This window comes from Rhodohalobacter mucosus (assembly GCF_003150675.1).
GTDB classification, from domain to species: domain Bacteria; phylum Bacteroidota; class Rhodothermia; order Balneolales; family Balneolaceae; genus Rhodohalobacter; species Rhodohalobacter mucosus.
Window position 1 is genome coordinate 257,314 of record NZ_QGGB01000007.1, and the last position, 13,140, is coordinate 270,453.

The window sequence follows — 13,140 nt, forward strand, 5'->3', positions numbered from 1 at the left end:
AAAAAAGATGAAGAATCTGTATGCCCCTGTTTCAATATCTGCGACGAAAATGGATTGCACGCAAACCGTTTCCCGACAGCTGGAAGAAAGTCCTTGAACAGAAGGTGCCCGTCTGGAGAAGGCTGCCCTCAGCGTACAGGGAAGTACTGCAACAGCACATACCTATCATCATAGCCGAAAAAAACTTTGAGGGTTGTGCCGGTCTCGATCTCACTGAGGAGATGAAGGTGATCATCACCGCCTATGCGTGCGTACCAATCCTGGAGGAAACCGCAAATTACTATGAGGATCTTCAGGCGATCCTGGTTTACCCCGACAGCTATGTGGCACCGGTTATGGAGTATAATGAGGGCGGTGTGGTAACTGAAGGCTTTGAGCCGAGAAGCGGGGAGTATTGGGGCACGGGGAATATTGTGCTGGCATGGAGCGAGATTGAAAAAACACTGCAGGGTGAGGCATCCGGACAAAACCTGATCTACCATGAATTTTCACATCTGCTCGATGATCGATACGGCCTCACATCGGGTGTTTCGGATGAGGGTGAAATAATGCGCGAAGACGAATGGACCCGCACACTGGCCAAAGCGTACAGAAAGCATCTCAGCAATATGCGAGGGAATCGACGATCGGTTTTGGATGAGTATGGGGCCACCTCGCCCGCCGAGTTTTTTTCGGTGGCTTCTGAAGCCTTTTTCGAAAGCGCCGATGAATTGTTCAGGGAAATGCCTGATCTCTACCGCATCCTGAAGGATTTCTATGGCCTCGATCCCATCTCGTGGAAGGGGTAGCGGCTTTTCAAAAAATGAATCACCGCGGAGGCGCAAAGGGCGAAGAGGAGGAATAGGTGAGCCGTTGGATAATATTTACCCTAAACATCGCTCCAGCCGGTTTCAATGAACCGGGAATAGATATAGTAATCATATCGACTTTCAGAGCAGTACACACCTGAATGCACCACAACCCGTTTTCGAAACCCCTATATACTCCGCGGCCTTTGCGCCTCTGCGGTGAACCAAGCCGTTTTAACTCCTGAAGGGAGATGCGTATTTTTACCTGTTCACAAACAGCAATTAATATAATCCATGCGAAATAACGACATTCTGAAAAGCCTGCGGTATATACTTGATATTAATGAGGCCGAAATGGCACAGATTCTGAAACTGGCCGGCTATCAGCCCAAACGCTCCGAGATCGAATACATTTTTGAAGAGCATGACGATGAGGCACCCGACACAACCCATGAGCTGACGGCCCATTTTCTGGATGGGGTTATCTTTCACAAAAGAGGCAAAAGCGATAAGCACCCGCCTCAGCCCATTCGCTATCCGGTAACCAATAACATGGTGTTAAAAAAATTACGCGTGGCGTTTAAACTAAGGGAAGACGATATACTGGAACTTTTAAAACGTACGGGATTTAAGATCTCATCAACAGAACTGAGTGCTTTTTTCCGAAAAGAGAATCAAAAAAATTACCGTCCGGCAGGCGATCAGGTTCTCCGCTATTTTTTGAGAGGCCTGGCGGAAAGAGAAAGGGGGAGTTAGGGGTATTGAGTAGTGTGTATTGAGTGTGAAGCGGATGCGATGCGGATCAATTTCAGTAGTAGCTTACAACGAACAACGATATAACGGCTATCCCGAAAAAGTCATAATTCTGGACATGAAACCCTCCTGTTCCCAAACAGGGTAACGGATTGATGCTCCAGCACTGTATCTATGATCTTATGCAATATCGGGCTATATTTAGTGCCCTATGAATAAAAGGACGTCACACTCCCTCAATATACTTGAAACCCCTTTTTCAACGGTAACATCTGCCGGCCATTGGTTTCATGCCACACGAAAAACAATTGAAGATTTTGTGCCCGGGCTTCTTAAAAAGTATGAGTACGAAACCCTGATTGCGAAGGCTGTTGCATGGATCGATAGTGCCGATTCGATTGCCATGCTGCTCTATTTTATCCTGGCTTATACCACCGATGTCTGGGTGGCCGCTGTGCTTGCCCCGATTTTTCATTTCTTCTGGTATCACAACAAAAGCGGATTTGTCAATATCACGGTCACACCCATTCTATCGCTGATTAATAAGGATCTCTTTCAAATTACTGTCGCCGCCATTGCGCTGAGTTTTATGGGTATTTATGGCATGTACACTGCACTGATTTTTGGCATTATTTACTTTTTTCTGTTTAAAGTGGGGCTGCTCCGAAGATTATGGGACAGTTTGGACAGGCGTAAAACATCCAGGGGGAACGGGCTGCCGCTCAACGATCGTGTACTGAAGATGATAATGGTGCGTTATGCACTGTACGAAAATATGCCGCCACCCGAGGTAGAGAGACTTGAACGGCATGTTGAGCAAGCCGTTATTGATTTTAACACCAGGAAAAAATGAAAAAGATACGGTTATTCATCGCACGGCACGGACAAACGGATTATAACAGGAGAGGTCTGCTGCAGGGGCGCGGTATCGATGCGCCGCTCGACGAGACCGGATTCCGGCAGGCTGACCTGCTTTCAACATACTTGAGCGGATATGACACGGACGGTTTGTACTCCAGTTCACTGGTGCGAACGTGGCAAACCGCTGAACCTCTTCGAAAAGCCAAAAAAATGGACATTGTCCGTGAAAAAGACCTGGATGAGATGCATTTTGGTGAATTTGAGGGCAAACCGTACCTGGACGCCGCCAGGGAGTTGGACAATATCCAGAAATTCTGGAAACGGGGAGACCTGGACGTGCCTGTACCCGGAGGGGAGTCGCCCCGTCAGGTTTTTGACAGGGCCAACGCTGCTTTTCATGACATTGTAAGGAAATTTTCCGGTACGAGCCTGGTAATGATATTACACGGGCGGCTGATCAGGATACTTGTTTCGGAATGGCTGGGGATGGGACTGAAGAATATGCATAAAATTGAGCATCAGAACGCGGGAATCAATCAGCTTGTTTATGATGGCAGCTTTAAAGCCGTTTATCTGAATAAAACCGATCACCTGGTTTCATAAACGGCATGACTGCTTTGAACAAGTTGAATTTAAACATAGTGATTTAAAGAGTATGAGTGAGAAAGTAAGATCCATGTTTGCAGATATTGCTGACGATTATGACCGGATCAATAGTATTCTGTCTTTTGGTGTACATAATGCATGGAGAAAAAAAACTGTGCTGGAAAGCGGTGCTGCACCGGGCGATCGCGTACTCGATTGTGCAACCGGAACCGGTGATCTTGCCCTCGAATTCAAGAAAACTGTAGGGCATGAGGGATATGTATTGGGTACGGATTTCTGCAGGGAGATGATAGAGCACGCTCCCGGCAAGGCTGAAAACCGAAAGCTGGTTGTAGATTTTGAAGTTGCCGACGCCATGAACCTGCCCTATGAGGATAACGGTTTTGACATAGCCAGTATCGCATTTGGAATCCGAAATGTGGATGATCCGTCCGTGGCACTGAAAGAGATGGCCCGCGTCGTAAAACCCGGTGGCCGCGTGGTGGTTCTGGAATTCGGGCAGCCTGAGGGGATGATGAGCTATCCGTTCAAAATGTACAGCAGACACGTTATGCCCGCAATCGGTGGGTGGATCAGCGGTAACCGGGAAGCTTACACATATCTGCCGGAAACCAGCGCAGCATTTCCGGCCGGTGACCTTTTTTTAAAGCTCATGGAAGAGACCGGTTCATTCGCTTCTCAGCGTGCCGTAAAACTTACAGGTGGAATTGCTTACGTCTATGTGGGTACCGTGGCTTAGATTTACTATATTCAAATCCTGCCGCCGGCCTTGATTGTTGTGACAGACTGTAATCAAAATACACCAGGCGTCGGTGCCGGGCAGCAGTTTCGGGAAGTACCCGTTTCCTGCTGATGGAAAATATTGAAATGTGTTTCAAACTATAACGACGACAGATGGATGTAGAAGAGATCAAAAAGTATATACCGCACCGGTATCCGTTTCTATTAATCGACAGGGTTCTCGAGCTGGAAGAAGACCGTATTGTTACCATAAAAAATGTCACCGTTAACGAAGATTATTTTAACGGCCACTTTCCGGGCTCTCCGATCATGCCGGGTGTGCTCCAGGTGGAAGCCATGGCGCAAAGCGGAGCGCTGATGATTATGAAGAATTCGGTTGATGATCCTGAAAAAACCCTGATGGTTTTTACGGGAATAAAAAACGCCAAATTCAGGAAATCGGTGGTTCCGGGAGACCAGCTGCGTATGGAAGTTCAGATGGTGAACCGGCGTCGAAATTTTATCACAATGATCGGAAAGGCGTCTGTTGATGGGAATGTGGTTTGCGAACTGGAAGCTTCAGCGGCGCTCGTACCAAAAGAGAAAGCATGAGCACAGAATCAGGAAACGACCGTCCCGAGAAAGTAACTACGCAAACCGTTGTGGAGATGAAGCGCAACGGGAAAAAAATCAGCATGCTCACCGCATATGATTATACCATGGCGGGAATCATTGACGGAGCCGGAGTAGACGTTATACTGGTGGGTGATTCGGCAAGCAACGTCATGGCCGGATATGATACAACCGTACCGATGACGATTGAGCACATGATTTACCACACCTCTTGCGTGGTTCGTGGTGTGGACCGTGCACTGGTCATTGCAGACCTTCCGTTCATGAGTTACCAGGTTACGGCCAAGGAAGCGTTGATTAATGCGGGACGAATGATGAAAGAAGCCGGTGCGCATGCTGTAAAGCTGGAGGGCGGGAAACCGATTGCAGCAACCGTGAAGCGAATTGTAGAAGCCGGTATACCGGTTATGGGCCATCTTGGGCTGACCCCGCAGAGCATCTATAAATTCGGAACCTACAAGGTGCGTGCCAAAGAGGATGAAGAGGCCGAACAGCTGCTGAAAGATGCAAAGGTTCTTGAAAAAGCAGGTGTATTTTCAATTGTACTCGAAAAAATTCCTGCGCCACTCGCCAAAAAAGTAACTGAATCTGTGTCTGTTCCAACAATAGGTATTGGGGCGGGTCCGCATTGTGACGGGCAGGTTCTGGTTTTACATGACATGCTTGGGCTGAATAAGGATTTTTCACCCCGTTTTCTCAGGCGCTACGCCGATCTGCATGAGTCTATGACAAAAGCCGTACAGCACTACATCCAGGATGTGAAGAGCGGTGACTTTCCCAATGAAAATGAACAGTATAAGTGATTTGGGCAGACGTCAGACGTGAGCCGGAGAATCAGTACGAAGTACAACGCATTCATTTGCAAAGCAGTGAAACTGTAAATCTCTTTCTTGCTTTTACACTTTATCACATCATCACATACATACTCTTACACATTAACACGTAAGCACATTGGTTTTTAGAAATGCAGCAATCCTCAAAACCCCTTATCCTTGTCTGTAACGATGACGGGATTTTTTCACCCGGTATCAAAGCGTTGGCTGAGGTAGCCGATGAGTTCGGGGATGTGGAAATTGTTGCCCCCGACAGGCAGCAGAGCGCAGTGGGACATGCCATTACGGTATCCACACCTCTCAGGGCGCGACCTTTTCTTATTGACAACAGATTCAGTGGCCAGGCGGTAACCGGTACGCCCGCCGATTCTGTTAAGCTTGCCCATAATCAGCTTTTAAACCGTAAACCGGACCTGGTGGTAAGCGGCATTAATCATGGAAGCAACGCAGGAATCAATATACTCTACTCCGGTACGGTCAGTGCTGCAACTGAGGGCACCATCCTGGGATACCCCTCCATTGCTTTCTCCTGTACCGATTTCAAGGAAGATGCGGATCTGGCCGGATGTCAGGACGCTGCACGTAAAGTGATCGGGTATGTACTGAACCATGGTCTCCCGAAAGGTGTAACGCTTAATGTGAATGCTCCGGCCGGTTCGCTGAAAGGAATTAAGTGGGCGAGACAGGCCAACAGCCGTTATGTGGAGGAATTTGAGGGACGCGTGGACCCGCAAAATCGCTCCTACTACTGGATGACCGGAAAATTCCAGCTATTGGATGAGGATGAACAAAATGATATCGCCGTACTGGATAAAGGATTCGCCTCAGTTACGCCGATTCAGTACGACCTGACCGCCTATTCACTCATGAATGATTTGAAGGATATTCAGCTGTAGGAGACATTGATCAGAGTATCAGGGTTAAAGTGTGTCGGTGTCATCAGGCAGAGGTCAAACTTCAGACGGAAAATCCTATAAAAAGCCGTCTGAAATATTCTATCTCATTACTCACTACTCACTACTTCATTCTGCCTTTTCCCTTTTCACTACTCTCTACGGCCGTCTGACGTTTGAAGTCTCCCTTTCAAAGACTCATAACTCAGCACTCCAATTTCACAGCCCTTTCTCTCTCAGATTGATCACAATATCCTTCCACATCTCTTCCACAAGCGGCTTGCGCTCTTTGCTTACCTGGATGTCGATCTGTTCAAGGTGACTGATGGGCTTGGTGCCCAGATGTTCGCCCCATATACCGCTCTTTGCAGTCACGAACGCATCATTTTCTCCTTCCCGCTGATAAATGAGCTGATTTTGAAGACGATATATCGGGTTTAAAGGATGCTCTGTACCCTTGCCGACAGCAGCGCTTACTGAGAAATAGGCAACAGACTCCTGGTCGGGCGTCTCCGGGTTGAACTCGTTTTCCACATACTGCGGGGTAAGCTGCTCCACGGCTGCTGCTGCGTCACTTCTGCTTCCGGGCAGTATATTCTCACCCAGCCAATTCATCAGCTCATTCAGCTTGTCTTTCAGAAGTTCCGGGGCGGTTAATACAATATCTGCAAGGCTTGTTCCGTGGTGGGGTGTAGAAATCGTGGTAAGGGAAGCAACGGAACCATCCATGCCAAGCCGTGTAATAGCAGCTCTCATATCGAGCCCGCCCATGCTGTGTGCCACCACGTTCATTTTTTCGTAGCCGTATTGTTGTTGAAGCTGCACAATTCTTTCAGCCCACTGTTCGGCACGTACCTGAATAGTTGAATAAGGGACAATATTGGGTGCAAAGGCTTCTACTCCGTAGGATCTAAGCCTCATGCAGGGGTCATGAATCGGTGAAGGCTTTATAAGCATTGAAATACCGCCATAACCGTGACAGAGCAGTACCGGATATTTCAGCTTAATTATTTCAGGCTGCGGAAACTCCTTCAGCTGAAATTTTTTCATGTATTTTTGGGGTTCAATCCACTTCATGGGAAGCCTGACCGGATGAGGTTGAGGTTTGAGACTGCCGCACGCGCAGTTCGGGATCATCAATAATGATAACGGAGCTGAGAATATTGTCGTTTAGCATAAAATGTAAATTCAGTGTGCGTGCAGGGAACTCTACAAGTCCAACTGTGGATACTCCGTAGGGCCAGACTGCCTGCTGTAAAGAGTAGTGCAGGGAAGTTTTTGAATATCCGGGCGCTACATACACCCGATACACGCTTCGCGAAAAAAGAGAGTCGACACGTACCGTATGTTTTTGGAGCTGTGAGCTCGAAAGCCCGGTCTCCTCAAGTGCAGATGAAAGAAGGGAGTCGAGCTGGGAAGCTGATTGCAGCCTCTTTTGGACTACGGGCTCACTTTTCCATAGTAACAGGGCTGAAAGCAGGGTGCTCGCAAAGAGCAACCCGGTGATCCAGCGTCTCTTTTGAATGCTTTTCTTCAGATTGTAAGATGAATCGTCAGTCAAAACCGTCCATTTAATGTTTGTACATACCGTACTCTGCTTGTACTTTCTGATGATAGTCAGGCCTGAGTAACAAGATACTTAAAAAAACAACGCAGAGTTGTTCTCCGGAGTAGCTGGCGCGATATTCTTGCCGGTTGCCTGTGAGTACATAACAGGCCGGATACACCGGCAAATGTAAGCATTGAATCTTATTGATGGCATATACTTTTCAAAAGGTAAGCAGCAAAAAACAGGCTGATCTGTTTTATCAATTTCCCTTTCAGATCTACCGGGATTATCCGAAGTGGGTGCCGCCATTCAGGTTTGAGCTGGAAAACATTTTTGATCCAGCAAAAAACCCCCTTTTTGAACAGGGCGAGTGTGAACGCTACCTCATGTTTGAGGGAAATGAACAGGTGGGGCGGTTTGCGGTAATGAACCACGCCGAGCGCGATGCAGTGTTCGACCCGCCTCTGGGTGGTTTTGGATTTCCGGAGATGGTCAATGACCAGGCGGTTGCAGATTCTCTGATTGGTTTTGTGAAGGAGTGGCATGGTAAAAGAGGATACAAAGCATTTCGGGGGCCCGTTAACTTTGGTGAAAACATAAACTGGTGGGGGCTGCTGGTTGAAAATTTTGAGGAACCCCCTATTTACGGCATGCACTACCACCCACCCTACTATCGTCGGCTGCTGGAAGCTACCGGCGCCGAAAAAATGGACGATCACTGGAGCTACAAACGTGATTTTTCAGATCCGCTTCCCGAACGTCTGGTACGCATTACAGATAGAATTGAGAGCCGGCCCGGTGTTAGCATACGTTCATTTGATATGAGCAATCCGGAACAGGATGCGGAGCTCATTCGGAAAATATACAGCAGAGCCTGGAGAGACCAGGATATCGAGGAGCGTGAGCATGAGTTTACAGAACTGACACGTGAAGATGTGCAGCAAATGGTAAAACAGCTCAAAAAAATTATGATTCCGGAAAGTGTTCTGCTTGCATTTGTTAATGGAGAACCGGCTTCCTTTATCGTTTGCGTGCCTGACTTGAATGAAATTTCAGCCGAGACGGGCGGCAGGCTGAAATTGTGGCATCTGCCGAAACTTTTTCGATTCAAAAAAAGGGCCAGGCACTTGAGAACAACGGTTTACGGAACGTTGCCAAAGTATCGCAAACTGGGTTTAGAGGCGCTTACGTTCGTTCGCGGCATTCAGATGACCCACGCCGCTGCTCCAACGCTTGAGTACCTTGAGGGGGCATGGGTGAGTGAAAAAAACTGGCTGATGCAGCGAAGCCTCGAAGCACTTGGCTGTCACCATCATAAAACGCACAGAACGTACCGCTGGGAGGTGTAATGTTATGCCACGAATCAGCTTGCCCCGATACAGGGTTGTCAATTAACGGTATTAGTGGTTGGCAGGGGGGGCGATGTGAGTTTCGAACCGATAAAAAATGTCCAGAAAACCAATCCAGACTTTCCCGGTTTCACTGTTTGTCGGTTTCCCCTTGCTAATGAAAACTAAGGGTCGCAAAATATCAATCACTAACATATCATTTTACTCCATACTCCATACTCGATACTCACTACCATCCCCCATCACACAGTCAGTTCCAGGTTCAGCCAGTCAGGACGCCCGTCATCCTGCAGCTCTTTGTAGATTGCCGGATTCTGTGCGTAGAGATACATTTCGCTTTGAACCGATACACCCCTGCATGATTTTAAGAGATCGAAAACAGGATCCTTTTTTTGCGCATAGAGGGTAATCAGGGTGTATTCGGATCCCCGATACGTGTTGTTTACATGGTGAAAAAGGGTTTTAAGCGCATCAGGACTGTCCTTGTGAGCGTAAAGAACCATAGAGAGCTGTTTCAATGGTTGATTGAGCCGGATAGGCGATGGCAGATTCATGACAGGAGAAAATAGCTTCAGTGCACCATTTACGAGACGTATAGCGGGAGTCAGTTCCAGTACCTGATAGCTTTTATAGAGATGCTCATCCCATAGTGCGGTAACCGCTTTGATCCGCCCGTTTTCACGTGCTACCAGAAAATTGTTAAGGGAAAGGTTCTCCAGTGCACCCAAATAATGTGTAAGGGTGGATTCATTGATTACCGGAGCAATCCGGAAACGTCCGGCGTACGATTGGTACACCTGAACAAGCTCCGAAAGATCCTCAACGGTGGGATGGCCAATGGTAAACCGGGGGTCTGTTTTCAGATTGAACAGCGGCAACAGGTTGAAGATGCGGTTGTCTCCAAGATGAAAAGCCTCCGGAATTCCTGCCCGACCACTGGCAAAAACAAGAGAGTTCTGATTGGATTTCAAAAAATTACCGACTACAAAGTCAGTATCTGAGGATAGTACATGATCAATTGCTTTTTTAACCATACGGAAAGCGGTGAGCCCTTTACGATATGCATCGTCGAGCCGAAGATCCATCATATAGGCAAACTTTCTGGGTACTCCGAGTACGGTTGCCATGTAATGAATGACGCCCACCTGACCCACAATCTTGCCATCATCCTCCACCACATAGTGCCATGAATCCGAATCAAGAAGCTTGTGAAGGGTATTAAAGCGCGGCGATCTGTTTACAAAAAATGTGATCATCCCTTCCTGATGGCATCGTTTGGAAAGAGCCTGTATCTGATCATTATCCGATTTCCCGGCAAGACGGATCTGCATGTGGCTTGTACCTGAGTTTTTTTAACACATTCAATAACATAGGAAATTTGAGATAAAGCATCGACGATACCAACACCATGTTGTGAAGTTCGAAACGTATGGGACAAGGATGCCGTTGTGTATTCAGGGCGAACAAACCGCAAAATTCAATCAATAATCAGGTATACGAATGGAAAAAAGCGAACATCAAAACTGGCGTTCAAGAAAAGTGGCCATTGTAGGGGCGGGAGCCGTAGGAGCCACATTTGCATATGCCATGGCCCAGAACGGGTCGGCTGACGAAATCTGTCTCATCGACCTGAACGAGGAACTATGCAAGGGGCAGGTTCTGGACTTGTCGCACGGGCTTCCGTTTTACCCGACAATCAATATCTACGCCGGTTCCGAAAAAGATTACGCTGATGCGGATGTGATCGTAATCACTGCGGGTGCAGCCCAGAAAAAAGGCGAAACCAGACTCGATCTTCTCAAAAAAAACAGTGTTATCATCGAAGGTATCGTTGATCAGATTACGGCACAAAACTCACAGGCGGTTATTGTCGTTGTAACCAATCCGGTGGATATCCTTACAAAAATTGCTCTCGAACGATCGGGATGGGACCGGAGCCGGGTTATCGGTTCGGGTACGGTACTCGACAGTTCACGTTTTAAATATCTGCTCAGTGAGTTTTTTGATGTTTACGTGGGAAGCATTCATGCGTATGTTCTGGGCGAACATGGTGACAGTGAGTTTGCAGCATGGTCGATGGCCAATATCTCCGGTGTTCAGCTGGATGAATATTCCAGACAACTTGGAATAAAAGACTGGGATCATGAAAAGGAAAAAATTGAGCACGAAGTCAGAAATTCCGCCTATCACATTATTGACTACAAGGGTGCAACCAATTTTGGAGTCGGACTTGCCCTGGTTCAGATCGTAAGTGCGATTCTGAAGAATCAAAGAAGGGTGTTGACGGTATCGTATCACCTTGAGGGTGAATATGGTATTGAAAACATAAGCCTGGCAACTCCCTGCCTGATCACACAACACGGTGTAGAATCCATTGTGGGTACCGAACTTACTGATGATGAGCAGAATAAGCTGTTTCGATCTGCAGAGGTGTTAACATCGGAGTATGACTCCCTTAAAGCGTAACCGTATCAGTTAAACGAAGCATCTGCTAAAAAAAGTGCGCCCCGGCTTTGCATGTAGCAGCAATGCACCGGCGACGCACCTGAGTAAGTGACGTATACTTAATTACTGCACGAGTTTAGTCGAGCATGGTAACACGGCCTGTATCCAGATCATAAAAGGCACCGGCAATCACAACATCACCGTTTCTTTCCAGTTCTGCAATGATTGGGCTTCGCTCACGCATTTGCTCGATGGTGTAGCGAACATTGTTGTTTACTACATCGGTTACAAAGCTGTCATTTTCCGTGGTGGTTTCACCCTCGTAACCTTCCTCTGTACGTTCTACAGCAGGCTTGATTTTAGAAAGCATGGCCGTAATGTTGCCCATCTGAACGTCGTCAATGGCTGATTTAACAGCACCACAATGTTCGTGGCCCATAACAAGTATCACTTTGGATCCCGCTACGGCAGTGGCAAATTCCGTGCTGCCAAGTATATCCTCGTTTACGAAGTTACCGGCGACACGCGCTACGAAGATGTCGCCAACGCCTTTGTCAAACACATGCTCAACGGGCACGCGGCTGTCAATGCAGGAGATGACAACAGCTTCAGGGTACTGACCATCCGCGGTTTTGCTGACTTGAGCAGAGTAGTCGCGCGGTGTAAGATTATTGTTTACATAGCGCTCGTTTCCTTCCTGTAAATCCTGAAGGATTTCATCGGCTGTCAAAGCCTGCTGATCTTCCTGCGTCATGACGTCATCAACAAGTTCAGCTTCAGCTGATGCGGACTGTGAATTCATATCAGCGCCCGAACAGGCTGCGAAAAAGAGAAGAATTGCCGGAATGATTAATTTCATGGCTATATGTAGTTGTTTCATTGTGTGTATGGTTTTGATTGTGTTTACTTGTTTTTGATGTTTGTTTAACATGCTTCTGCAGGTCAGACTCAGGACATACGAATCGGACCTGTTTATAACGGATTTGCCGGGATAGCGAAGCCTTTGGAGGCCATGCAAGCAGGGCAGGGTCCTTTGTTTGCCTGCTATCTTACCCCGGCCTGTATAGAATAATCCGTGGATTTAGGGCAGGTATCAGACTAAATCGGGGGGAGGAGTGGGCACTACCACAACGGTCCTGGCCCTGGGGTCAGTGAAAAATGCGCCGCTGCTGTACGGAACAGCTTGTGGTTGGAATGATGTATTGCGGATATGGACATCATCTTCTTTACTCAGCTCTTCCACCGTTTCGGAGAGTGTGTTAACGAGGTTATCGGATTGTGACTGTTCAACCGGCGCCGGGGCAAAATGCTCCGAATCCAGCGTATGCTGAATACTTATCCCCAGCAAAAGCGGGACAAGCAGCATAAGAACAAAGCCGTATTTCCGAAATAAATGCATTATAGTAGAGTCGGTTGTACTGAGTACCTCAATTTCGGCAGTTCTCAGATCATGGTCAAATAATCAATTCAGAAAACAAATCGTTCTCTGCACAAAAAATAAATTCGAATGGTTAAATCGTTGACCTGAAAGATCTAAACGCATTCTTCCGTTACTGAATATCCTCTGTTAAAAAATTTGCCGCAAAAATTTCCGGATAAACCTCCGAAGCGTATTGGTAAGGCAATATACCCATTCTGAAAATGCACTACATTTTGTATACTGAAGACTAAGGGAGAATAGTTAACTGCCCATGATTTATGGTGTTTTGC

15 protein-coding genes are annotated in these 13,140 nt (G+C 47.3%); 10 read left to right on the forward strand and 5 right to left on the reverse strand.

What is annotated here, in order from left to right; genetic code table 11:
* Positions 1-20: 20 nt before the first annotated feature.
* The 8 genes from DDZ15_RS10595 to surE all read left to right on the forward strand — a co-directional run bounded on the left by DDZ15_RS10595 (position 21) and on the right by surE (position 6,090).
* Positions 21-788 (forward strand): M90 family metallopeptidase, encoded by a 768-nt coding sequence (locus tag DDZ15_RS10595; protein WP_109647058.1) that lies wholly within the window; start codon positions 21-23, stop codon positions 786-788.
* A gap of 294 nt (positions 789-1,082) precedes the next feature.
* Positions 1,083-1,544: a YehS family protein gene (locus DDZ15_RS10600; RefSeq protein WP_109647059.1), complete on the forward strand. Its 462-nt coding sequence runs from the start codon at positions 1,083-1,085 to the stop codon at positions 1,542-1,544.
* A 208-nt stretch (positions 1,545-1,752) separates the two neighbouring features.
* A complete protein-coding gene (locus DDZ15_RS10605) occupies positions 1,753-2,394 on the forward strand; it encodes a hypothetical protein (RefSeq protein WP_109647060.1) in 642 nt (213 codons plus the stop codon).
* Entirely contained in the window at positions 2,391-3,005 is a 615-nt protein-coding gene (locus DDZ15_RS10610; protein WP_109647061.1) for a histidine phosphatase family protein, read from the forward strand. Before DDZ15_RS10605 ends, DDZ15_RS10610 begins: the two co-directional genes overlap by 4 nt.
* 52 nt (positions 3,006-3,057) lie before the next feature.
* Positions 3,058-3,747, forward strand: a complete 690-nt coding sequence (gene ubiE, locus DDZ15_RS10615; RefSeq protein WP_109647062.1) for a bifunctional demethylmenaquinone methyltransferase/2-methoxy-6-polyprenyl-1,4-benzoquinol methylase UbiE — start codon at positions 3,058-3,060, stop codon at positions 3,745-3,747.
* Positions 3,748-3,902: 155 nt separating this feature from the next.
* A complete protein-coding gene (fabZ, locus tag DDZ15_RS10620; RefSeq protein ID WP_109647063.1) occupies positions 3,903-4,340 on the forward strand; it encodes a 3-hydroxyacyl-ACP dehydratase FabZ in 438 nt (145 codons plus the stop codon).
* On the forward strand, positions 4,337-5,164 hold the full coding sequence (gene panB, locus DDZ15_RS10625) for a 3-methyl-2-oxobutanoate hydroxymethyltransferase (RefSeq protein ID WP_109647064.1): 828 nt from the start codon (positions 4,337-4,339) through the stop codon (positions 5,162-5,164). Before fabZ ends, panB begins: the two co-directional genes overlap by 4 nt.
* Before the next feature lie 161 nt (positions 5,165-5,325).
* On the forward strand, positions 5,326-6,090 hold the full coding sequence (gene surE / locus DDZ15_RS10630; RefSeq protein ID WP_109647065.1) for a 5'/3'-nucleotidase SurE: 765 nt from the start codon (positions 5,326-5,328) through the stop codon (positions 6,088-6,090).
* A 216-nt stretch (positions 6,091-6,306) separates the two neighbouring features.
* Here the strand turns inward: surE and DDZ15_RS10635 are convergent, their stop codons facing one another.
* Both DDZ15_RS10635 and DDZ15_RS10640 read right to left on the reverse strand, forming a co-directional pair.
* Positions 6,307-7,137: an esterase/lipase family protein gene (locus DDZ15_RS10635; RefSeq protein WP_109647199.1), complete on the reverse strand. Its 831-nt coding sequence runs from the start codon at positions 7,135-7,137 to the stop codon at positions 6,307-6,309.
* 13 nt (positions 7,138-7,150) lie between these two features.
* Positions 7,151-7,648, reverse strand: coding sequence for a hypothetical protein (locus DDZ15_RS10640; RefSeq protein ID WP_109647066.1), 498 nt, complete (start codon positions 7,646-7,648; stop codon positions 7,151-7,153).
* Positions 7,649-7,842: 194 nt separating this feature from the next.
* On the opposite strand from DDZ15_RS10640, the gene DDZ15_RS10645 reads away from it, so the two are divergent.
* Complete coding sequence (locus DDZ15_RS10645; RefSeq protein WP_109647067.1) at positions 7,843-8,985, forward strand: hypothetical protein; 1,143 nt, start codon at positions 7,843-7,845, stop codon at positions 8,983-8,985.
* A gap of 242 nt (positions 8,986-9,227) precedes the next feature.
* Here the strand turns inward: DDZ15_RS10645 and DDZ15_RS10650 are convergent, their stop codons facing one another.
* On the reverse strand, positions 9,228-10,316 hold the full coding sequence (locus DDZ15_RS10650) for a GNAT family N-acetyltransferase (RefSeq protein ID WP_109647068.1): 1,089 nt from the start codon (positions 10,314-10,316) through the stop codon (positions 9,228-9,230).
* Between the two features lie 169 nt (positions 10,317-10,485).
* Between DDZ15_RS10650 and DDZ15_RS10655 the strand changes: the two genes are divergently transcribed.
* Complete coding sequence (locus tag DDZ15_RS10655; protein ID WP_109647069.1) at positions 10,486-11,451, forward strand: L-lactate dehydrogenase; 966 nt, start codon at positions 10,486-10,488, stop codon at positions 11,449-11,451.
* Between the two features lie 115 nt (positions 11,452-11,566).
* Here the strand turns inward: DDZ15_RS10655 and DDZ15_RS10660 are convergent, their stop codons facing one another.
* Positions 11,567-12,289 (reverse strand): carbonic anhydrase family protein, encoded by a 723-nt coding sequence (locus tag DDZ15_RS10660; RefSeq protein ID WP_109647070.1) that lies wholly within the window; start codon positions 12,287-12,289, stop codon positions 11,567-11,569.
* A gap of 234 nt (positions 12,290-12,523) precedes the next feature.
* Entirely contained in the window at positions 12,524-12,829 is a 306-nt protein-coding gene (locus DDZ15_RS10665; RefSeq protein WP_109647071.1) for a hypothetical protein, read from the reverse strand.
* Positions 12,830-13,140: the final 311 nt, after the last annotated feature.

Bases quoted from the DNA above. Each gene is read 5' to 3' on its own strand.
- DDZ15_RS10595 (WP_109647058.1), top strand. From the start codon at position 21: ATGCCCCTGTTTCAATATCTGCGACGAAAATGGATTGCACGCAAACCG.
- DDZ15_RS10600 (WP_109647059.1), top strand. From the start codon at position 1,083: ATGCGAAATAACGACATTCTGAAAAGCCTGCGGTATATACTTGATATT.
- DDZ15_RS10605 (WP_109647060.1), top strand. From the start codon at position 1,753: ATGAATAAAAGGACGTCACACTCCCTCAATATACTTGAAACCCCTTTT.
- DDZ15_RS10610 (WP_109647061.1), top strand. From the start codon at position 2,391: ATGAAAAAGATACGGTTATTCATCGCACGGCACGGACAAACGGATTAT.
- ubiE (WP_109647062.1), top strand. From the start codon at position 3,058: ATGAGTGAGAAAGTAAGATCCATGTTTGCAGATATTGCTGACGATTAT.
- fabZ (WP_109647063.1), top strand. From the start codon at position 3,903: ATGGATGTAGAAGAGATCAAAAAGTATATACCGCACCGGTATCCGTTT.
- panB (WP_109647064.1), top strand. From the start codon at position 4,337: ATGAGCACAGAATCAGGAAACGACCGTCCCGAGAAAGTAACTACGCAA.
- surE (WP_109647065.1), top strand. From the start codon at position 5,326: ATGCAGCAATCCTCAAAACCCCTTATCCTTGTCTGTAACGATGACGGG.
- DDZ15_RS10635 (WP_109647199.1), bottom strand. From the start codon at position 7,137: ATGAAAAAATTTCAGCTGAAGGAGTTTCCGCAGCCTGAAATAATTAAG.
- DDZ15_RS10645 (WP_109647067.1), top strand. From the start codon at position 7,843: ATGGCATATACTTTTCAAAAGGTAAGCAGCAAAAAACAGGCTGATCTG.
- DDZ15_RS10650 (WP_109647068.1), bottom strand. From the start codon at position 10,316: ATGCAGATCCGTCTTGCCGGGAAATCGGATAATGATCAGATACAGGCT.
- DDZ15_RS10655 (WP_109647069.1), top strand. From the start codon at position 10,486: ATGGAAAAAAGCGAACATCAAAACTGGCGTTCAAGAAAAGTGGCCATT.
- DDZ15_RS10660 (WP_109647070.1), bottom strand. From the start codon at position 12,289: ATGAAATTAATCATTCCGGCAATTCTTCTCTTTTTCGCAGCCTGTTCG.
- DDZ15_RS10665 (WP_109647071.1), bottom strand. From the start codon at position 12,829: ATGCATTTATTTCGGAAATACGGCTTTGTTCTTATGCTGCTTGTCCCG.